Raw genomic sequence first — 18,682 nt, 5'->3', positions numbered from 1 at the left:
CGCGGGTCAGACGGTCGTGGTCAGGGTGACGTCGACGTTGCCGCGGGTGGCCTTCGAATAGGGGCAGACCTGGTGGGCGGCCTCGACGAGCTGCTCCGCCTCGGCCTTGTCCATCCCGGGCAGGTGCGCGGTGAGGTCGGCGGCGACGTGGAAGCTGACGTCGTCGGGCTGGAGCTGGACGGTCGCCGTCACCGTGGTGCCGTCGGGCACGGTGACCTTCTCGTTGCCCGCGGCGAGCCGCAGCGCGCCGTGGAAGCAGGCGGCGTAGGCGGCGGCGAACAGCTGCTCGGGGTTGGTCGCCCCGCCCGGTCCGCCGAGCTCCGGGGGCATCTTCAGGTCCTGGTCGATGAAGCCGTCGTCGGTGCGGACGTGGCCGTCCCGGCCGCCGCCGGACGAGGTCGCCTCCGTGGTGTAGCTCGGCATGGCCGTGTGCTCCTCACGTCGTCGTGCGTGCATCGGTTGCGCACAACGTATCGTCCGGGTCAGGCTTCCCGCAGCCGCTGCAACGCGCCGCGGACCTTCTCCGGGTCGCTGGTCTCCCAGAACGGCGGCAGCGACGCCCGCAGGAACCCGCCGTAGCGGGCGGTCGCGATCCGCGGGTCCAGGATCGCGACGACGCCCCGGTCGTCGGTCGCGCGCAGCAGTCGGCCCGCGCCCTGGGCGAGCAGCAGCGCCGCGTGCGTCGCGGACACCGACAGGAATCCGTTGCCGCCGCGGGCGTCGGTGGCCTTCTGCCGGGCGGCGACCAGCGGGTCGTCCGGGCGCGGGAACGGGATCCGGTCGATGATCACCAGCGACAGCGACGGCCCGGGGACGTCGACGCCCTGCCACAGCGACAGCGTCCCGAACAGCGACGTCTCGTCGTCCTCGGCGAACCGCTTGACCAGCAGCATCGTCGAGTCCTCGCCCTGGCACAGCAGCGGCGTGTCCAGCTTCGGCCGCAGCGCCTCGGTGGCCTGCTTGGCGGCACGGGTGGAGGAGAACAGGCCCAGCGTCCGGCCGCCGGCCGCGCGGACCAGGCCCTCGATCTCGTCGAGGGTCTCCGGAGCGAGCCCGTCCCGGCCGGGGGAGGGGAGCCGCTTCGCGAGGTAGAGGATCCCGGACCTGCCGTGCGCGAAGGGGGAGCCGACGTCGAGTCCCTGCCAGCGCGGCGCCTCCGGGTCCTGCACCGGACCGTGCCCCTCCGGGGTGGTCGGCGGGGTGTCGCCACGCTCCTTCGGCTGCGACGCCGGGAGCCCCCACTGCCGGGCCAGCGCGTCGAACGACCCGCCCAGCGCCAGGGTCGCCGAGGTCAGCACGGTGGTGCGTGCGTTGAACAGCTTCTCCCGCAGCAGCCCGCCCACCGACAGCGGCGCGACGCGCAGCACCTTGTACCGGCTGCCGTCGGGGCCCTGCTCGCCCAGCCACACGACGTCGCGCCGCTTCGCCGCGTCCGCTTCCTTGAACGTCTCCACCAGCCGCATCGCGGTCTCCGACACCTCGTCGAGCAGCGCCTGCGCGAGCTTGCGCGCGGCGGCGCCGTCGGGGTCGGCGTCCTCGGCGGCGCCACGCCGCCCGCCCATCGCCTGCCGGCAGCCCGCGGCGGCCTCCAGGATCGCGTTCAGCGCGCCCGCGGCCGGGGTCGGCAACGACTCCCAGCGGGCCGGCGTCAGATCCTCGAGCACGGCGCCGAGCCCCTCGCCGGACTCGGCGAGCCGGTCGGCCAGCTCCTGGTCGACGAGCTTGCCGCAGCGCCGCGCGGCCGCGGCGACGGTGCCGGCGGTCAGCTCGGCGGTGGCCGCGCCGGTCACCCGGTCGACGAGCTCGTGCGCCTCGTCGACGACGACGGCGTCGTGCTCGGGCAGCACCTGGGCCTCGCCCATCGCGTCGATCGCGAGCAGCGCGTGGTTGGTGACGACGACGTCGGCCCGCCCCGCCTCGCCGCGCGCCTTCTCCGCGAAGCAGTCCTCGCCGGCCGGGCAGCGGGAGGCGCCCAGGCACTCCCGCGCGGTGACCGACACCTGCCGCCAGGCCGCGTCCGGGACGCCGGGGACGACCTCGTCGCGGTCGCCGGTCTCGGTGTCCGACGCCCACTCGTGCAGCCGCTTGACGTTGCGGCCCAGCGCGGAGACCGCGAACGCGTCGAAGAGCTGGTCGGCCTCGTCGGCGCCGTCGTCCATGTCGCCGTGCAGCTTGTTCAGGCACAGGTAGTTGCGACGGCCCTTGAGGATCGCGAACGTCGGCTCCCGGCCGAGCGAGGACTTCAGTGCCTTCGCGACCCGGGGCAGGTCACGGTCGACGAGCTGGCGCTGCAGCGCGATCGTCGCGGTCGAGATCACCACCGTGGTGTCCCGGGCGATCGCGTGCCGGATCGCGGGGACGAGGTAGGCCAGCGACTTGCCCGTGCCGGTGCCGGCCTGCACGGCGAGGTGCTCGCCGGAGGACAGCGCGCGGCGGACGGCGTCGGCCATCCGGTCCTGGCCCTCGCGGCGCGACCCGCCGACCGAGGAGACCGCGACCTCCAGCAGCTCGTGCACGCCGGGGAGGTCTCTGGTGGGCACGGGAGCGGGCACCGGACGAGGCTACCGAGCCCTCCGCGGGAGCGGGGCGGGACCGGCGAGGCCTTGACGAGGGTGAACGGGACGGTCACACGGTGTCACGAAGGGCGGCCGGTCGTGGGTGATCACCGACACATCGTCACGATAGGGGCTGTGACAGCAACGATCTCCACGCAGACCACGGCGGTGCCCGAGGCCGGGACGTTCCCGATCCTGGTCGAGCACGAGGCCCGCTACGCCGACCTCGACGCGAGCCGCCGGATCGGGCGTGACGCCCTGGTCCGCTGGTTCGAGGACGCCCGGGTCGCCGTCGAGCACGACGCCTTCGGTGCGGACCTGCAGACCCGCATGCAGTCGCAGGTCGGGATCCTGCTCGCCGCGATCAAGGTCGACGTGCTCGCCCCGCTGACCGTCGCCGGCCGCTACCGGATCGGCGTCGGCGTCAGCCACATCGGGACGACCTCGTTCAGCTACAGCTACGCGGTGTTCTCCGGCGACGACGTCGTCGCCACCGCCGAGTCGACCTCGGTGCTCACCGAGGACGGCCGTCCCGCGCCGCTGCCGGACGACGTCCGCACCGCGCTCGACGGCATCCGGATCGACGCGCCCGCCCCGACCCGTCCGGAGCGCGGGGACGCCCGCCGGGTCCGCGAGAACTATCCGTTCCGCTGGGACGTCCGCACCCGGTTCTCCGACATCGACACCAACCGGCACGTGAACAACGTGGCCCTGGCCTCCTGGTACCTCGACGGCCTGGCCGAGCTGCACACCGACGTCCTCGGCTACCCGGCCGGTGGCCCGCTGGACGGGCTGTCGCCGTCGTCGCTGTCGGTGCAGTACCTGGCCCAGGTGCAGTACCCGGGCATCTACCAGCTCCGCGTCGCGGTCGAGGAGATCGGCGAGGACACCGTCCGCTACGTCTGCGGGCTGTTCGACGGCCGCGAGCTGATCGGGCTCGCCGAGGCGGAGGGCTTCCACCACGCCCCCGGCGAGGACGGCGACCCGGTCCGCCTGGCCGAGGCGCTGGCTCCGTTCCGCTTCAAGGCCTGAACCCCGGCGGCCGGGACGGCGGACGACCGTCCCGGCACCGCCCCGGCCGGCTCAGCGCCGGTCGAGACCACCGCGCGCGACCAGCTGGGACGCGATGACGTTGCGCTGGATCTCGTTGGTGCCCTCGCCGACGATCATCAGCGGGGCGTCCCGGAAGTAGCGCTCGACGTCGTACTCGGTGGAGTACCCGTAGCCGCCGTGGATACGCACCGCGTCCAGCGCCACCTCCATGGCGATCTCGGACGCGAACAGCTTCGCCATCCCGGCCTCCATGTCGCAGCGCCGGCCGGCCTCGTACTTCTCGGCGGCGTGCAGGATCAGCTGCCGGGCGGCGGTGACCTTGGTGGCCATGTCGGCGAGATGGTTGCCGACCGACTGGTGACGCCAGATCGGTGTGCCGAACGACTCGCGCTCCTGGGCGTAGCGCAGGGCGTCCTCCAGCGCGGCGTCGGCGACCCCGAGTGCACGCGCCGCGACCTGGATGCGGCCGGTCTCCAGGCCCTTCATCATCTGGGCGAAGCCGCTCCCCTCGACCCCGCCGAGGACGGCGTCGGCGGGCACCTGCATGTCGTCGAAGACCAGCTCGCAGGCCTCGACGCCCTTGTAGCCGAGCTTGGGCAGGTCCTTCGACACGGTCAGCCCGGGGCCGTGCTCGACGAGCAGCACCGAGATGCCCGCGTGCCGGGGCTCGGCGTCGGGGTCGGTCTTGCAGAGCAGCGCGATCAGCCCGGAGCGCCGGGCGTTCGAGATCCAGGTCTTGGACCCGTTCACCACGTAGCCGCTGCCGGTCGGCCGCGCGTGGGTGGCCATCGCCTGCAGGTCCGAGCCGCCGCCCGGTTCGGTGAGGGCCATGGTCGCCCGGAGCTCGCCGGTGGCCATCCGCGGGAGGTAGCGGTCCTGCTGCTCCCGGGTGCCGAACGCCACCAGGAGCTTGGCGACCACGGTGTGCCCGCCCATCGCCCCGGCGAGGCTCATCCAGCCGCGGGCCAGCTCCGCGGTGACCAGGGCGTAGCAGGGCATCGACACCGGGGCCTCGCCCCAGGGCTCGGGGATCGCGAGGCCGTAGATGCCGAGCTCCTTCATCTGCTCGATCCACTTCTCGGGATAGGCGTTCGCGTGCTCGACCTCCCGGACCTGCGGTCGCACCTCCCGGTCGACGAACTCGCGCACCGTGTCGACGACGGCCTGTTCCTCGATGTCCAGCACACCCATGGTCCGCGCTCCCGCTGTGTCGCTGAGGTGTCGGTCGATGACGTGTCGGTCGATGACGTGTCGGGGCCGGCGGTCAGCCGCCGTCGACGGTGACGCCGGCCTCGGCCAGCTGCGCCAGCGCCCGCTCGGTGGTCCCCGGCGCGACGCCGGCGCAGTACCCGAGCAGCACGGTCGTCGCCAGGCCCAGCCGGGAGGCGTCCAGTGCGGTCGCGCGGACGCAGTGGTCGGTCGCCAGCCCGACGACGTCGACCGCGGTGACGCCGCGCGCGTCGAGCCAGTCGGACAGCGGCTCGCCGGACTCGTTCTCGCTGGCACCCTCGAAACCCGAGTAGGCGCTGGTGTAGGCGCCCTTGTCGAAGACGCACTCGACCGGCGCCACGTCCAGCGCCGGGTGGAACGAGGCCCCCGGGGTCCCGGCCCGGCAGTGCGGCGGCCACGAGTCCACGAAGTCCGGGGTGTCGCTGAAGTGCGGGCCCGGGTCGACGTGCACGTCCCGGGTGGCGACGACGTGGTCGTAGCCACCTGTGCGGGCCAGCTGCCCGATCCGCGCGGCGACGGCCGCACCGCCGGTCACGCCGAGCGCGCCGCCCTCACAGAAGTCGTTCTGGACGTCGACGACGATCAGTGCGCGTGCCATCTGGTCGGGTACCTCTCTCAGGCGTTCGGGAAGACGGTGGGGATCGCCGGCTCGCCCCGGGAGAGCTTGAGACCCTCCCACGGCACGGACACCAGCGCGGTCCGGAGCCGCTCCCGGGCGTCGGCGAGCGAGCCGGTGCCGTCCATCAGCTCCCCGCCGCGCACCATCGGCACCGGCAGCAGCCGGTCGTGCGGGCCGAGCGGCGTGTCCTCTCCCCGCCCACCCACGGCGCCGAACACGACCTCCTCGACGGCGGTGCCGGTCGGCTTGAACCGGCGCAGCGCGGACTTGCGTCCGCCGCGCGACTCCTTCGCGCTGGAGCGCTTGCTCACCGGCCGGCCGTCCACCTCGACGAGCTTGTAGACCATCCCGGCGGTCGGCGCCCCGGAGCCGGTGACCAGCGACGTCCCGACGCCGTAGGAGTCCACCGGCTCGGCCCGCAGCGACGCGATCGCGTATTCGTCGAGATCACCGGACAGCACGATGCGGGTGTTCGTGGCGCCGAGCTCGTCGAGCTGGTCGCGGGCCTGGCGGGCCAGCTCGCCCAGGTCGCCGGAGTCGATCCGGACCGCACCCAGACCGGGCCCGGCGGCCTCCACGGCGTTGGCGATGCCCTTGCGGATGTCGTAGGTGTCGACCAGCAGCGTGGTGTCCGTGCCCAGGGCGGCGACCTGGCTGTGGAACGCGGCCTGCTCGTCGTCGTGCAGCAGGATGAAGGCGTGCGCGGCGGTGCCCGCGGTGGGGATGCCGTAGCGCTGCCCGGCCGCGAGGTTCGACGTCGTCGCGAAGCCCGCCAGGTACGCCGCCCGGGCCGCGGCCACCGCGGCCTCCTCGTGGGTGCGCCGGGACCCCATCTCGATCATCGGGCGGCCGGCGGCCGCGGTGACCATCCGGGCGGCGGCCGAGGCGATCGCGCAGTCGTGGTTGTAGATCGACAGCGCGAGGGTCTCCAGGACCACCGCGTCGGCGAACGTGCCGGTGACGGTCAGCACCGGCGAGCCGGGGAAGTAGAGCTCTCCCTCCGGGTAGCCGTCGACGTCGCCGGTGAAGCGGTAGTCGCGCAGCCAGTCCAGCGTGGCCGGGTCGACGACGCTCTCGAGCGCCGCCAGGTCGGCGGGGGAGAAGCGGAACCGGGTCAGCGCCTCGAGCAGCCGTCCGGTGCCGGCGACGACGCCGTAGCGGCGGCCGTCGGGCAGCCGGCGGGCGAACAGCTCGAACACGCACGCGCGGTCCGCGGTGCCGTCGGCGAGCGCCGCGGCCACCATCGTGAGCTCGTAGCGATCGGTGAACAGGCCGGTGCCGGGCTCGCTCATGGGGCGAGCCTATTCCGTGGACCGTGCCCGGTCTCACCCCGAGTGCCGAGAACCGCCGTACCGCTGTGCCACCATGGGGCGCATGACCGCGCCGTCCCCGTCGCCCACGGAGCAGGTCTCGCCGGAGATCGACGAGACCGCGTCGCCCGACCTGCCCTGGCAGGCGATCGTCTGGAACGACCCGGTCAACCTCATGTCCTATGTGACCTATGTGCTGCAGAAGGTCTTCCACTACCCGGAGCCGAAGGCCAACGCCCTGATGCTCGACGTGCACCACAAGGGCAGGGCCGCGGTGTCCGCGGGCGACAAGGACACCGTCGAGGGGCATGTGGCCCAGCTGCACGCGGCCGGCCTCTGGGCCACCATGCAGCGCGCCTGATGAACGGCTGGAAGCGCGCCGGGCGCGGCGACAAGGTGCGGTACGTCTCCGGGTTCTCCGGGGAGGAGGCCGCGGTCCTCCGCGGGCTGTTCACCGAGGTCCGGCAGATGCTGGCCACCCGGGCGGAGCTCGCGCCGACCGACGAGCTGGCCGAGCTGACCGGGATCCGGACCGGCCCGACCTCGCGGCCCACCGACCGGGTGCTCGCCCGGCTGCTGCCCGACTTCACCAACGAGGACTCCGACCTCGCCGGCGGCATGCGGTCGCTGCACGAACCGGGGCTGATCGAGGCCAAGGACGCCGCCGCCGCCGAGGTGCTCGACACGCTGCCCGAGGCCGGCGGCCGCCTCGAGCTGACCACCTCCCAGGCCGACGCCTGGCTGGCCGCGCTCAACGACGTCCGGCTGGCGCTGGGTACCGCGCTCGACGTCAGCGAGAACATGCCCGAGCAGCTGCCCGACGACGATCCGCGCGGCCAGCACCTCGGCGTCTACCACTGGCTGACCTACGTGCAGGACTCCCTGGTTCGGGTCCGGTCGACAGCGCTCTGACCCCGAGGCTGTGATCCGCACCCGTCGGGTGCGGCGCCCGGTGGACGGGACGTATCCTCGACGTCGTGCTGGTCATCCGCAGAGATCTCCTCGACGGGATCGTCGCGCACGCCCGGCGGGACTTCCCGCTGGAGGCGTGCGGACAGCTCGTCGGCCCGGAGCGCGGCGACCACCCCGAGCGCTACGTGCCGATGACCAACGCCGACGAGGTGGCGAGCGACTTCGCCTTCTCCCCGGCCGAGGACATCCGGCTCGAGCGCGAGCTGGACGCGAACGACGAGCGGCGGATGCTCGTCGTGCACTCGCACACCCGGGTGCCGCGCCGCCCGCTGACCGACACCGGGCTGCCCGAGGCGTACCCCTCGGTGAAGGACATCGCGCAGATGGAGTGGACCCCGGACCAGCACTGGCTGATCGTGGGCCTCGCCACGCCCGACGCCGAGCCCGAGGTCCGCTCGTACCACCTCGTCGGTGGCGAGGTCGTCGAGGACGAGTTGCAGGTCGTGGAGTCCTACATGTTCTCCCACACCGGCTCCGACGACGTGCCCGACCGCGCCTGACCCTCCTCCCGCGCACCCGCGCCGGAGGTCGCGCGGGAATGTCACCGATGATCGGTCGCGTTGCCGCGTGAAGACACCCACCACGCCACGCAACCTCAGGAGTGAACACCTCAGATGGCCGTCTCCGTCTCCATCCCCACGATCCTCCGCACGCACACCGGCGGCGAGAAGACCGTCGACGCCAAGGGTGAGACCGTCGCCGCGGTCATCGACGACCTGGAGTCGCGGCACAGCGGCATCAAGGACCGCCTGATCACCGACGGCAAGCTGCACCGCTTCGTCAACATCTACGTCGACGACGAGGACGTCCGCTTCGCCGGCGGTCTCGAGGCCCCGGTCACGGAGTCCTCCACGCTGACCATCCTCCCGGCCGTCGCCGGCGGGCGCTGAGTCCCGACGATGCGTTACGAGTCGCTCCTGCAGGCCGTCGGGGACACCCCGCTGGTCGGTCTCCCGTCGCTGTCCCCGTCCGAGGACGTCCGGTTGTGGGCGAAGCTGGAGGACCGCAACCCCACCGGCTCGATCAAGGACCGGCCCGCGCTGGCGATGATCGAGGACGCGGAGAAGCAGGGGCTGCTCACGCCGGGCTGCACCATCCTGGAGCCGACGTCGGGCAACACCGGCATCTCGCTGGCGATGGCGGCCCGGCTCAAGGGCTACGAGCTGGTCTGCGTGATGCCGGAGAACACCTCGTCCGAGCGGCGTCAGCTGCTCACGATGTACGGCGCGCAGATCATCTCCTCGCCGGCGGCCGGCGGGTCGAACCAGGCCGTCGCCGTCGCCAAACAGCTGGCCGCCGAGCACCCCGAGTGGGTCATGCTCTACCAGTACGGCAACCCGGCCAACGCCGACGCGCACTACCGCGGCACCGGCCCGGAGATCCTGCGCGACCTGCCCTCGATCACGCACTTCGTGGCCGGCCTGGGCACCACCGGCACCCTGGTCGGCGCCGGGCGCTACCTGCGCGAGCAGAAGCCGGACGTCCAGGTGATCGCCGCCGAGCCGCGCTACGGCGAGCTGGTCTACGGCCTGCGCAACCTGTCCGAGGGCTTCGTCCCGGAGCTGTACGACGAGACCGTGCTCACCGGCCGGTTCTCCGTCGGCTCCTACGACGCGCTGCGCCGGACCCGCCAGCTGGTCGAGCAGGAGGGGATCTTCGCCGGCATCTCGACCGGGGCGATCCTGCACGCCGCGCTCGGGGCCGCGAACAAGGCCGTCGACGCCGGTGAGCGGGCCGACGTCGTGCTGATCGTGTGCGACGGCGGGTGGAAGTACCTGTCCACCGGGGCCTACTCCGGCGACCTCGGCTCCGCGGCACAGGGGATCGACGGCCACCTCTGGGCCTGACCGGCGCGGGCCGCCCGGCCCCTGCCATTCGGCCCGGGGCACCCGGCTCCGGCGGCGAGCTCCGATCGTGATCATCAGCTCGGTCCCGATCGGTGCCGGCTCTGGCACCTGCCGGCACCCATTCGACGATCATGGCAGGGTCTCCGTCGGCGCGACGCGACGTCGTGATCTCGGAACGGCGGAGCCGAGCCGGTCGCCGTGGCGCGCCCGTTCGCCCGATCCGCGCGCGTGCACCGGCCCCGGATCGTGCCGGGCGCTGGGGTCGCCGCGCCCGCGCGTAGCGGTGAGCAGAGCAAAGCCGGGCTCAGGCTGCTCCGTCCGGGTGCGAGCAGCGGCCGCGCTGATCGACCGAATGCGACAGTGCGGGCGAAACGGGCGGGGGCGCGGGTACCGTCGGGGCCATGACCGCTCTCCCGTCCGGCCGGGCCCCTGCGCGTGTGCTCCCGCCCGCGCCGAAACGGGCCGCGGCGATCATGCTCCTGTTCACCGCCGCGCTGTGGCTGTTCGAGGCGATCGACTCCGCCTCCGGTGGGATGGTCCAGTACGCCGGCGCGATCTACCCGCGGGACACCGGCGGGCTGGCCGGGATCCTCACCGCTCCGCTGCTGCACGACGACTGGGCGCACCTGATCGCGAACACCCTGCCGTTCCTGATCTTCGGCTTCCTCGCGATGTCCGGCGGGATCGCCCAGTGGTTCGCCGTGACCGCGACGATCTGGGTGATCGGCGGGGTCGGGGTCTGGCTCACCTCGCCGTACCCGGTGATCGGCGCGTCCGGGATCGTGTTCGGCTGGTTCCTGTTCCTGCTGGTCCGCGGCTTCTACGCGCGCAACGTCGGGCAGATCGTGCTCGCCGTCGTGCTGTTCCTGTTCTGGGGCTCGCTGCTGTGGGGCGTGCTGCCCTCCGACCCGATGGTCTCCTGGCAGGGCCACCTGTTCGGCGCGATCGGCGGCGTCGTCGCCGCGTCCTGGGTCGCGAAGGCCGACCGGCGGGGCACCCCTACCCTGAGGATGTGAGCAGCAGCGGCCCGGAGTCCGTCGACGCCCCGATCGGGATCTTCGACTCCGGGGTCGGCGGGCTCACCGTCGCCCGGGCGGTGATCGACCTGCTGCCCGCCGAACGGATCGTCTACGTCGGCGACACCCTGCACAGCCCATACGGGCCGAAGAAGATCGCCGACATCCGGCGGCACGCGCTCGCGATCGGCGACGAGCTCGTCGAGTCCGGGGTCAAGGCGCTGGTCATCGCGTGCAACTCGGCGTCCGCGGCGTGCCTGGCCGACTTCCGGGAGCGCTACCCGGTCCCGGTCGTCGAGGTCGTCCGGCCGGCCGTGCGCCGGGCCGTCGCCACCACCCGCAACGGCCGGATCGGCGTCATCGGCACCCGCGCGACGATCGCGTCCGGGGCCTACACCGACGCCTTCGACGCCGCCCCCGACACCGAGATCACCACGGTGGCCTGCCCCCGGTTCGTCGACTTCGTCGAGCGCGGCACCACCAGCGGCCGCCAGGTGCTCGGCGTCGCGCAGAGCTACCTGGAGCCGCTGCAGCGGGCCGGGGTGGACACCGTCGTCCTGGGGTGCACGCACTACCCGCTGCTCACCGGCGTCCTGGAGATCGTCCTCGGCCCGGACGTCACGCTGGTCTCCTCGGCCGACGAGACCGCCCGCACCCTGGTCCGCACGCTGCACGCGGCCGACCTGCTGCGCGACGACACCGGCCCCCCGGGCGAGCACCGGTTCCTCGCCACCGGCGACCCGGAGCCGTTCCGGCGGCTCGGCCGCCGCTTCCTCGGGCCCGAGATCGGCTCGGTCGTCGGCCGGGCCGGGTCCGGGGAGCACCCGGTCGCCCGAGTAACCTCCGCGCCGTGATCGGTGCTCTTGTCCTGGTGAGCACGGTGGTGCTCGCGGCCGTCGCGGTGTTCGGTCTGGTCACCACCGCGCTGAACCGCCCGCCGGACCGGTGGCACCGGATCGGTGTCGGGGCGGCCGAGGTGTTGCTCGTCGTGCAGGCCCTCATCGCCACCTACCAGGTGCTCCTCGGCGGCGTCACGCTGCCCGAACAGACCACCTTCCTGATCTACCTCGTGGTCTCGGTCTGCGTGATGCCGATCGCGTTGCAGTTCGCGACCGCCGAGCCGAGCCGCTGGGGCGGCACCGTGATCGCGGCCGGGGCGATCGGCACGCTGGTCGCCGTGCTGCGCCTGCAAGGACTGTGGGTCCCCGGTGCGTGAGCGCGACGGTGGCGAGGTCCGCGCCACCGCGACCGGGCCGGGGCGGGCGCTGATCGCCGTCTACGGGATCTTCGCGCTCTCCGCGACCGCCCGTGGCGGCGTGCAGATCGCCGAACGCTTCGGCGAGGCGCCGCTGGCGTACTCGCTCTCGGCGCTGGCCGGGATCGTCTACATCCTGGCCACGATCGGGCTCGCCGGGACCGGACCGGGCTTCCGGCGCCTCGCGTGGGCCGCCGTCGTGTTCGAGCTCATCGGCGTGCTCACCGTCGGCACCTTCACGGTGTTCGTGCCCTCGGACTTCCCGCAGGACACGGTCTGGTCCTACTACGGGATCGGCTACGCGTTCATCCCGCTGGTGCTGCCCTTCGTCGGGCTCTGGTGGCTGCGCCGCACCGGACGCGCCCGATAGGGTCCGCTCCCGTGCGGCTGATCGTTCTCGGATGTTCCGGTAGCGGCCCCGGTCCGGGGTCCCCGGCGTCCGGCTACCTGGTGGAGGCCGGGAGCACCCGGCTGGTCCTCGACCTCGGCAACGGCACGCTCGGCGCGCTGCAGCGGCACGCCGACCCGTGGGACCTGACCGCGGTCGCCTTCAGTCACCTGCACCCCGACCACTGCGCCGACTTCGCCTCGCTCGTCGTGCACCGCCGGTACCACCCGCGCCCGCCGTACGACGCCACCGCCCGTCCGCTGCCGGTGCTCGCCCCGGCCGGTGCGCACGACCGGTTCGCCCGCGCCTACGCGCCCACCGGCGACGAGCTGGCGGGCACCGACCTCACCGACGTCTTCACCTTCACCGACCTCGCCGCGGGCACCCCGGTGACCGTCGGGAGCGGGGACGACGCCGTCACCGTCACCGCATTCCCGGTCTTCCACTCCGCCCCGGGTCACGCGCTGCGGGTCGAGTACGCCGGCCGGGTCCTGACCTACTCCGGCGACACCGCCGCGTGCGACGGACTGGTCGCCGCCGCCCGCGACGCCGACCTGTTCCTCTGCGAGGCCAGCTGGCCGCACGGGCCGCACAACCCGCCCGGGGTGCACCTGTCCGGCCGCGAGGCCGGCGAGCAGGCCACCGCGGCGGGTGCCCGACGGCTGGTGGTCACCCACGTGCCCGCCTGGCACGACGGCGACGAGATCGTCGCCGAGGCGAGGGCCGCGTTCGCCGGGCCGGTCGAGCACGCGTTCCCGGACGCGGTCCTCGAGGTGTGACTTCCTACGATGGCCCGGTGAGCAGAGCAGAGGTCAGGGCCGACGGACGCACCGACGACGAGATGCGCCCGGTGACGATCACCCGGGGCTTCCAGAAGCACCCGGCCGGATCGGTGCTGGTGGAGTTCGGCGACACCCGGGTGCTGTGCGCCGCGAGCGTGACCGAGGGCGTCCCGCGCTGGCGCAAGGGCTCCGGGCTCGGCTGGGTCACCGCCGAGTACGCCATGCTGCCCTCGGCGACCGACACCCGCTCGTCGCGGGAGTCGGTGAAGGGGAAGATCGGCGGCCGCACCCACGAGATCTCCCGGCTGATCGGCCGGTCCCTGCGGGCCTGCATCGACCTGCGCGCGCTGGGGGAGAACACGATCGCGATCGACTGCGACGTGCTGCAGGCCGACGGCGGCACCCGCACCGCGGCCATCACCGGGGCCTACGTGGCCCTGTGCGACGCCGTCACCTGGCTCGGCGAGCACGGCAAGCTGTCCGACCCCAAGCCGATCTCCTGCCAGGTCGCGGCGGTCTCGGTCGGCGTGGTCGACGGCCGGGTCCGCCTCGACCTGCCCTACACCGAGGACTCCCGGGCCGAGGTCGACACCAACGTCGTCGCCACCGAGACCGGGACCCTCATCGAGGTGCAGGGCACCGGCGAGGGCGCCACGTTCTCCCGGGCCACCCTGGACGCGATGCTGGACTCCGCGCTCGCCGGGATCTCCGAGCTCGCCCGGATGCAGATCGAGGCGCTGGCCGGACCGCACCCGAAACTGACCACGGAGAAGGCCGAGGCCGCCGCGGCCGCGGAGAAGGACGAGACGCCGTGACGCGGGTCCTGCTCGCCACCCGCAACGCCAAGAAGCTCGTCGAGCTGCGCCGGATCGTCGACGCCGCCGGGCTGGACGGCGTCGAGATCCTCGGGCTCGCCGACGTGCCCGAGTTCCCGGAGGCCCCGGAGACCGGCGCCACGTTCGCCGAGAACGCCCTGGCCAAGGCCCGCGACGCCGCCGCGGCGACCGGGCTGCCGGCGATCGCCGACGACTCCGGCATCACCGTCGACGCGCTCAACGGGATGCCGGGCATCTTCTCGGCCCGCTGGTCCGGGACCCACGGCGACGACGAGGCCAACCTGTGGCTGCTGCTCGGCCAGACCGGTGACGTGCCCGACGAGCGCCGCGGCGCGGCGTTCGTGTGCGCCGCCGCGCTGGTGTCGCCGGAGGCCGCCGCCGCATCCGGTGACGCCGTGCCCGGCGCCGAGCAGGACGTCCCGGGCCGGACCGTCGTGCACGGCACCTGGCGCGGGGCGCTGCTGCGCGCGCCGCGCGGGGAGAACGGGTTCGGCTACGACCCGATCTTCGCCCCGGAGGGCGACACCCGCGCGGCGGCCGAACTGTCGGCCGAGGAGAAGGACGCCGCCTCGCACCGGGGGCTCGCCCTCCGTGCCCTGGTACCGCACCTGCGGGCCCTGCTCGGCGACGCCTGAGCCGCCGGCCCGACCGCCGGCAGTGGGGTCCTGCCCGGCCGACCGGCCGTGCGGCCGGCCGGTTCAGCCCGTCGGATCGGGCTCGGCCAGCACCCGCTGGGCGATCCCGAAAGCGGAGTTGGCCGCCGGGACGCCGCAGTAGATCGCCGTCTGCAGCAGCAGTTCGGTGATCTCCTCGGGCGTCAGCCCGTTGCGGAGGGCGGCCCGTACGTGCATCTCGAACTCGGTCCAGTGCCCGTGCGCGACGAGCGCGGTCAGCGTGATCGCCGACCGCATCCGGCGGTCCAGGCCGGGCCGGGTCCAGATCTCGTTCCAGGCGTAGCGGGTGATCAGCTGCTGGAACTCGGCGGTCGTGGCGTCGGCCCGCGCGATCGCCCTCTCGACGTGCGCGCTGCCGAGCACCTCGCGCCGGACGGCCAGGCCGTCGGGGTCGAGTTCGGAGGGGTCCAGACCGATCTTCGGAGTCTCACCGGCGTTCATACCGAGCACCGTGCCAGGCGCACCGGCAATCGGGGATGTGACGCCGGTCGCGCGGTCCCGCTGAGTACGGTGATACCTCGTGCGGTGGTGGCGTCTCCTCCTGGTCCTGGTGGGCCTGGTGTTCGCGACGGCGCTGGTCGTTCTGGTGGCGCGGGCCTACGGCCTGTCGGTGGTGCCGCAGTTCGGTGAGATCCGCCGCGTCGTGGAGGCCGCCGGTCCGTGGGGCCCGGTGGTCTTCGTGCTCCTGCAGGTGGTGCTGAACGTGCCACCGTTCCCGCGCACCGTGTTCACCGTGTCCGCGGGCGTGCTCTTCGGCACGACCGCCGGGATCGCGCTCGCCGTGCTCGCGACCGCGCTGTCCGCCACGGTCGCGTTCGCCCTCGTCCGGCTCACCGGGGGCCGGATGATCGGTCGCTGGGCCCGGAACCCGCGCGCGCTCTGGGTGCGGGAGCGGCTCGACCACCACGGGATCCTCGCCGTCACCTCGCTGCGGCTGATGCCGCTGCTGCCGTTCGCGGTGATGAACTACCTCGCCGGACTCTCGTCGATCCGGTTCTGGCCCTACCTGATCGGGACGATCATCGGATCGTCGCCGAGCACGGTCGCGATCGTGACCCTCGGCGACGCCGTCACCGGACACGTGCCGCCGTCGTTGCTGGTGGTCTCGGTGATCTGTGCGGCGCTCGGGCTCGGTGGGGTCATACTCGCGGCCCGCCGGCCGATACCCGAGACCCCCTCGGCCTGAGCCTCGTACCGGTGACGGGACTCGAACCCGCACTGACGGCCACCTAAAGACCGCGCCTCTGCCGATTGGGCTACACCGGTTAGTCTTTTCGGACGCACCACGTCTCCGTGAGCGCGTGGCAGTTCGGACACAGGATACGGAGGTTGTCGAGGCGGTTGTCGGTGTGGTCACCGTTCACGTGGTCGAGCGTCAGCGGTAGCGGGCGACCCCGCCACTCCCGGAGCCCGCACTCCTCACAGTGATCGGGCTTGAGCCACTCGGCGATCAACCGCCGTCGCAGATGCCCGGTGTTCGTGTAGGTGGAGTTCCGGATGAGGATCTCGGCCAGCGGACGAACCTTCCGGGTCCGGACTGTGCGGCCGCGGGCCCAGCCCTGACCCCGGAAGTGGTTCGTGTCGAGTCCGAGCCGGCGGATGTGGCCGATGATGAGTCTGTGCATGCCGCCGCTGGGCGCGTAGCCGAGCGTGCGCAGCACCTCGGCGGCCGAGGAAGAACCGGCGACGACCGCTTCGAGCCGCGAGTCCGTCCACTGGTTCCGCCGTCGCCCCTCCGCCGCGGCGGGGATGTGGCTCGCGTCCGCTCCGACCCGGACGATGTGTGCCCGGAGCCAGTCGTACCGCCCCGGCTTGATCCCGAGCCGGTGACAGACCTCGCTCAACCGGCTCGACGCCGCGACCGCGTCGACCAGCTGCGCATCGGTCCACCGGCGGGCGCGAGGCACGACACACCGCCCGCCGGCCGCCCCGCCGCCGTCAGATCTTCCAGTCCTTGCGGAGCTTGGCGACGTGACCGGTGGCCCGGACGTTGTACTTCGCCTCGACGATCGTGCCGTCCTCGCCGATCAGGAACGTCGACCGGATGACCCCGGTGACGGTCTTGCCGTACATCGTCTTCTCGCCGAAGGCGCCCCACTCGGTCAGCACCGTGCGGTCCGGGTCGGACAGCAGCGGGAAGGTCAGCTGCTCGGCGTCCCGGAAGCGCGCGAGCTTCTCCGGCTCGTCCGGGGAGATCCCCAGCACGTCGATCCCGGCGTCGTTCAGCTCGGCGAGGTTGTCGCGGAAGTCGCAGGCCTCCTTCGTGCAGCCAGGGGTGCTCGCCGCGGGGTAGAAGTAGACGATCACCTTCCGGCCGCGGTGGTCGGCCAGCGAGACGGGCTTGCCGTCGGCGTCGTCGAGGGTGAAGTCGGGGGCGGGGTCTCCCGCCTGCAGCCTGGTGCTCATGGCGCTCAGCGTGCCACCCGTTCCGGGCCGGGTCCGCGACGAGTGCGCGTCCTGTGGATGGATCGGGTGTTCCCGCCCGATCTGTGGACGGATCCCGCGGCGCGCCGTGGCCCGGGGCGCGACCGGCCCGCACGGTGGCTACGGTGTGTGCCACCCCGCCCACCGCCCGGCCCCCACGGCCCGGACCTGGCGCGGGCGAGTACACAGCAGAGCTCCGGGCGCGTGGCGCGCACCGGCCGAGTCGGAGGAGACGTGGTGGCCCGCGACCCCGAGAAGATCCAGCGCGAGATCGAGAAGACCCGGGACGCGCTGGAGGAGAGCCTCGACGCGCTCGCCGAGCGGGCGAACCCGAAGAACCTGATCGAGGGCGGCAAGGAGCAGGTCGCCGCCAGGCTCGCCGACCCGAAGATCAAGTACTCGCTGATCGCGGTCGGCGCGCTGGTCGGCCTCGCCCTGCTGCGCTCGATCCTGCGCTGACCCGTCGGAGCCGGGGCGTCCGGAGCGCTCAGCCGAGCGAGTCGCGGAACTCCAGCGTCGCGGCCCGGTCGGCGCCGTCGGCGAGCGGCCGGCGGTAGCGGGCGACCCGGCGGGCCGCACCGAAGCCGGCGACGGCGACGAGCTCGTCGCCGCGCAGGTAGCCGATCGCGGTGCCCTTGATCGGGCCGCCGGTGTCGCCGTCGTCGGCGAAGCCCTCGCCGTGCAGCGGCAGGACGGAGTCGGCCAGGTCGGGCCGCCCGATCAGCTGGATCTTGAGCCCGAACTGGTCGGACCAGAAGTAGGGCACGGTCGCCGGTGGCGGGTCGGTGCCGGCGATGTCGGCGGCCACGACCGCCGCCTGGTCGGTCGCCGACGTCCAGTGCTCGTGCCGCGGCCGGTCGCCGTGCCGGGGATCGGTCCAGGCGGCGGCGTCACCGACCGCCCACACGCCGTCCAGCCCGTCGACCCGGCCGCGCTCGTCGCACGGGATCCCGCCGGAGAGGTCCAGGCCGGTCGGTTCCAGCCAGCCCAGGTCGAGCTGCCCGCCGATCCCGAGGACGATCTCGTCGGCGGTCACGACCTCCCCGGACCCGAGGGTCGCGCCGTCGTCCCCGAGGGACGCGATCGACGCGTCACAGCGCAGGTCGACCCCGCCCTCGCGGACCAGCCGGGCGGCCAGCGCGCCGACCTGCTCGCCGAGCACCCGGGCCATCGGCGTCGCGGCGGCCTCCAGCACGGTCACCCTCAGCCCGCGGGACGCGGCGGTGGAGGCGACCTCGGTGCCGATGAACCCGGCCCCGACGACCAGCAGCTCCGACGCCGCGCCGAGCGCGTCGCGCAGCGTCCGGGACTCGTCGAGGTCGCGCAGCAGCCGCGCGGATCCCGGCCCGCCGTCGAGGGTGCGGGAGGTGAGACCCACGGCGAGCACGATCGCGTCGGCGTGCAGGGTGGTGCCGTCGTCCAGCTCGACCTGGCCGGGCTCCAGCGCGACCGCGGACCGGCCCAGGTGCATCCGGACGCCCAGCTCGTCCAGGTCGTCCTCGGTCGTGAGGGCGATCCGGTCGTGCTCCCACTCGCCGGCCAGGTACTGCTTGGACAGCGGCGGGCGGTCGTAGGGGAGGTGCTTCTCCGCGCCGACCAGGCTGATCCGCCCGCCGACGCCGGCCCGGCGCAGCCCCTCCACGGTGCGCAGGCCACCCAGCCCCGCACCGACCACCACCACGTGCTCCGGCTCGCTCATCAGCGCTCCCGTCTCGTCACCA

At 73.3% G+C, this 18,682-nt stretch carries 24 protein-coding genes and 1 tRNA gene; 15 read left to right on the top strand and 10 right to left on the bottom strand.

What is annotated here, in order from left to right; all coding sequences use genetic code 11:
• Positions 1–6 precede the first annotated feature (6 nt).
• Both WIS52_RS27550 and WIS52_RS27545 read right to left on the bottom strand, forming a co-directional pair.
• Entirely contained in the window at positions 7–423 is a 417-nt protein-coding gene (locus WIS52_RS27550) for an organic hydroperoxide resistance protein (RefSeq protein WP_349301305.1), read from the bottom strand.
• Between the two features lie 59 nt (positions 424–482).
• Positions 483–2,540 (bottom strand): ATP-dependent DNA helicase, encoded by a 2,058-nt coding sequence (locus WIS52_RS27545; protein ID WP_349301344.1) that lies wholly within the window; start codon positions 2,538–2,540, stop codon positions 483–485.
• 150 nt (positions 2,541–2,690) lie between these two features.
• On the opposite strand from WIS52_RS27545, the gene WIS52_RS27540 reads away from it, so the two are divergent.
• Positions 2,691–3,587, top strand: a complete 897-nt coding sequence (locus tag WIS52_RS27540; protein ID WP_349301304.1) for a thioesterase family protein — start codon at positions 2,691–2,693, stop codon at positions 3,585–3,587.
• A gap of 51 nt (positions 3,588–3,638) precedes the next feature.
• Here WIS52_RS27540 and WIS52_RS27535 read toward each other — a convergent pair whose 3' ends face one another.
• The 3 genes from WIS52_RS27535 to WIS52_RS27525 form a co-directional block, all read right to left on the bottom strand.
• Positions 3,639–4,799, bottom strand: coding sequence for an acyl-CoA dehydrogenase family protein (locus WIS52_RS27535; RefSeq protein ID WP_349301303.1), 1,161 nt, complete (start codon positions 4,797–4,799; stop codon positions 3,639–3,641).
• A gap of 73 nt (positions 4,800–4,872) precedes the next feature.
• A complete protein-coding gene (locus WIS52_RS27530) occupies positions 4,873–5,436 on the bottom strand; it encodes a nicotinamidase (protein WP_349301302.1) in 564 nt (187 codons plus the stop codon).
• A 17-nt stretch (positions 5,437–5,453) separates the two neighbouring features.
• Entirely contained in the window at positions 5,454–6,749 is a 1,296-nt protein-coding gene (locus WIS52_RS27525) for a nicotinate phosphoribosyltransferase (RefSeq protein WP_349301301.1), read from the bottom strand.
• Positions 6,750–6,831: 82 nt separating this feature from the next.
• On the opposite strand from WIS52_RS27525, the gene clpS reads away from it, so the two are divergent.
• The 12 genes from clpS to WIS52_RS27465 all read left to right on the top strand — a co-directional run bounded on the left by clpS (position 6,832) and on the right by WIS52_RS27465 (position 14,498).
• Entirely contained in the window at positions 6,832–7,128 is a 297-nt protein-coding gene (gene clpS / locus WIS52_RS27520; RefSeq protein ID WP_349301300.1) for an ATP-dependent Clp protease adapter ClpS, read from the top strand.
• Entirely contained in the window at positions 7,128–7,679 is a 552-nt protein-coding gene (locus WIS52_RS27515; protein ID WP_349301299.1) for a DUF2017 domain-containing protein, read from the top strand. Before clpS ends, WIS52_RS27515 begins: the two co-directional genes overlap by 1 nt.
• Before the next feature lie 65 nt (positions 7,680–7,744).
• A complete protein-coding gene (locus WIS52_RS27510) occupies positions 7,745–8,239 on the top strand; it encodes a M67 family metallopeptidase (RefSeq protein WP_349301298.1) in 495 nt (164 codons plus the stop codon).
• 114 nt (positions 8,240–8,353) lie between these two features.
• Positions 8,354–8,629 carry a MoaD/ThiS family protein gene (locus WIS52_RS27505; protein ID WP_349301297.1) on the top strand — a complete coding sequence of 92 codons (276 nt, stop codon included), beginning with the start codon at positions 8,354–8,356 and terminating at the stop codon, positions 8,627–8,629.
• A 9-nt stretch (positions 8,630–8,638) separates the two neighbouring features.
• The gene (locus tag WIS52_RS27500; RefSeq protein WP_349301296.1) at positions 8,639–9,586 is read left to right on the top strand and encodes a PLP-dependent cysteine synthase family protein; all 948 of its coding nucleotides are present in this window, start codon (positions 8,639–8,641) and stop codon (positions 9,584–9,586) included.
• Between the two features lie 401 nt (positions 9,587–9,987).
• Positions 9,988–10,602: a rhomboid family intramembrane serine protease gene (locus tag WIS52_RS27495; protein WP_349301295.1), complete on the top strand. Its 615-nt coding sequence runs from the start codon at positions 9,988–9,990 to the stop codon at positions 10,600–10,602.
• On the top strand, positions 10,599–11,456 hold the full coding sequence (murI, locus tag WIS52_RS27490; protein WP_349301294.1) for a glutamate racemase: 858 nt from the start codon (positions 10,599–10,601) through the stop codon (positions 11,454–11,456). Before WIS52_RS27495 ends, murI begins: the two co-directional genes overlap by 4 nt.
• Entirely contained in the window at positions 11,453–11,818 is a 366-nt protein-coding gene (locus WIS52_RS27485) for a hypothetical protein (RefSeq protein ID WP_349301293.1), read from the top strand. The genes murI and WIS52_RS27485 overlap by 4 nt, the downstream gene beginning before the upstream one ends.
• Complete coding sequence (locus tag WIS52_RS27480) at positions 11,811–12,227, top strand: hypothetical protein (RefSeq protein WP_349301292.1); 417 nt, start codon at positions 11,811–11,813, stop codon at positions 12,225–12,227. The genes WIS52_RS27485 and WIS52_RS27480 overlap by 8 nt, the downstream gene beginning before the upstream one ends.
• An 11-nt stretch (positions 12,228–12,238) precedes the next feature.
• Complete coding sequence (locus tag WIS52_RS27475) at positions 12,239–13,024, top strand: MBL fold metallo-hydrolase (protein WP_349301291.1); 786 nt, start codon at positions 12,239–12,241, stop codon at positions 13,022–13,024.
• A gap of 17 nt (positions 13,025–13,041) precedes the next feature.
• Positions 13,042–13,842, top strand: a complete 801-nt coding sequence (gene rph / locus WIS52_RS27470; RefSeq protein ID WP_349301290.1) for a ribonuclease PH — start codon at positions 13,042–13,044, stop codon at positions 13,840–13,842.
• Positions 13,839–14,498, top strand: coding sequence for a non-canonical purine NTP pyrophosphatase (locus WIS52_RS27465; protein WP_349301289.1), 660 nt, complete (start codon positions 13,839–13,841; stop codon positions 14,496–14,498). The genes rph and WIS52_RS27465 overlap by 4 nt, the downstream gene beginning before the upstream one ends.
• A 63-nt stretch (positions 14,499–14,561) precedes the next feature.
• On the opposite strand, the gene WIS52_RS27460 is transcribed toward WIS52_RS27465, so the two are convergent.
• Positions 14,562–14,978 (bottom strand): carboxymuconolactone decarboxylase family protein, encoded by a 417-nt coding sequence (locus WIS52_RS27460; RefSeq protein ID WP_349301288.1) that lies wholly within the window; start codon positions 14,976–14,978, stop codon positions 14,562–14,564.
• Between the two features lie 79 nt (positions 14,979–15,057).
• Here WIS52_RS27460 and WIS52_RS27455 point away from each other — a divergent pair, with 79 nt between their 5' ends.
• Positions 15,058–15,723, top strand: coding sequence for a TVP38/TMEM64 family protein (locus tag WIS52_RS27455; RefSeq protein ID WP_349301287.1), 666 nt, complete (start codon positions 15,058–15,060; stop codon positions 15,721–15,723).
• Positions 15,724–15,729: 6 nt separating this feature from the next.
• Here WIS52_RS27455 and WIS52_RS27450 read toward each other — a convergent pair.
• From WIS52_RS27450 to bcp, 3 genes are all read right to left on the bottom strand, one after another.
• A tRNA-Leu gene (locus WIS52_RS27450) sits at positions 15,730–15,803 on the bottom strand.
• Complete coding sequence (locus WIS52_RS27445) at positions 15,803–16,444, bottom strand: hypothetical protein (RefSeq protein WP_349301286.1); 642 nt, start codon at positions 16,442–16,444, stop codon at positions 15,803–15,805. Before WIS52_RS27445 ends, WIS52_RS27450 begins: the two co-directional genes overlap by 1 nt.
• Positions 16,445–16,475: 31 nt before the next feature.
• Positions 16,476–16,943, bottom strand: a complete 468-nt coding sequence (gene bcp / locus WIS52_RS27440) for a thioredoxin-dependent thiol peroxidase (protein WP_349301285.1) — start codon at positions 16,941–16,943, stop codon at positions 16,476–16,478.
• A 255-nt stretch (positions 16,944–17,198) separates the two neighbouring features.
• Between bcp and WIS52_RS27435 the strand changes: the two genes are divergently transcribed.
• Positions 17,199–17,420 carry a DUF3618 domain-containing protein gene (locus WIS52_RS27435; protein WP_349301284.1) on the top strand — a complete coding sequence of 74 codons (222 nt, stop codon included), beginning with the start codon at positions 17,199–17,201 and terminating at the stop codon, positions 17,418–17,420.
• 28 nt (positions 17,421–17,448) lie between these two features.
• Here WIS52_RS27435 and WIS52_RS27430 read toward each other — a convergent pair whose 3' ends face one another.
• Positions 17,449–18,660, bottom strand: a complete 1,212-nt coding sequence (locus WIS52_RS27430; protein WP_349301283.1) for an NAD(P)/FAD-dependent oxidoreductase — start codon at positions 18,658–18,660, stop codon at positions 17,449–17,451.
• Positions 18,661–18,682 lie beyond the last annotated feature (22 nt).

Source organism: Pseudonocardia nematodicida, from assembly GCF_040105385.1.
Taxonomy (GTDB): Bacteria; Actinomycetota; Actinomycetes; order Mycobacteriales; family Pseudonocardiaceae; genus Pseudonocardia; species Pseudonocardia nematodicida.
The sequence above is the reverse complement of the archived record's forward strand: the minus strand, read 5'-3'. Positions and strand labels throughout refer to the sequence as shown.

What these genes read in the sequence shown, in the direction of transcription:
- WIS52_RS27550 (WP_349301305.1), bottom strand. Translation starts at nt 423, where the DNA reads ATGCCGAGCTACACCACGGAGGCGACCTCGTCCGGCGGCGGCCGGGAC.
- WIS52_RS27535 (WP_349301303.1), bottom strand. Translation starts at nt 4,799, where the DNA reads ATGGGTGTGCTGGACATCGAGGAACAGGCCGTCGTCGACACGGTGCGC.
- WIS52_RS27530 (WP_349301302.1), bottom strand. Translation starts at nt 5,436, where the DNA reads ATGGCACGCGCACTGATCGTCGTCGACGTCCAGAACGACTTCTGTGAG.
- WIS52_RS27525 (WP_349301301.1), bottom strand. Translation starts at nt 6,749, where the DNA reads ATGAGCGAGCCCGGCACCGGCCTGTTCACCGATCGCTACGAGCTCACG.
- clpS (WP_349301300.1), top strand. Translation starts at nt 6,832, where the DNA reads ATGACCGCGCCGTCCCCGTCGCCCACGGAGCAGGTCTCGCCGGAGATC.
- WIS52_RS27515 (WP_349301299.1), top strand. Translation starts at nt 7,128, where the DNA reads ATGAACGGCTGGAAGCGCGCCGGGCGCGGCGACAAGGTGCGGTACGTC.
- WIS52_RS27505 (WP_349301297.1), top strand. Translation starts at nt 8,354, where the DNA reads ATGGCCGTCTCCGTCTCCATCCCCACGATCCTCCGCACGCACACCGGC.
- WIS52_RS27500 (WP_349301296.1), top strand. Translation starts at nt 8,639, where the DNA reads ATGCGTTACGAGTCGCTCCTGCAGGCCGTCGGGGACACCCCGCTGGTC.
- WIS52_RS27495 (WP_349301295.1), top strand. Translation starts at nt 9,988, where the DNA reads ATGACCGCTCTCCCGTCCGGCCGGGCCCCTGCGCGTGTGCTCCCGCCC.
- WIS52_RS27460 (WP_349301288.1), bottom strand. Translation starts at nt 14,978, where the DNA reads ATGAACGCCGGTGAGACTCCGAAGATCGGTCTGGACCCCTCCGAACTC.
- bcp (WP_349301285.1), bottom strand. Translation starts at nt 16,943, where the DNA reads ATGAGCACCAGGCTGCAGGCGGGAGACCCCGCCCCCGACTTCACCCTC.
- WIS52_RS27430 (WP_349301283.1), bottom strand. Translation starts at nt 18,660, where the DNA reads ATGAGCGAGCCGGAGCACGTGGTGGTGGTCGGTGCGGGGCTGGGTGGC.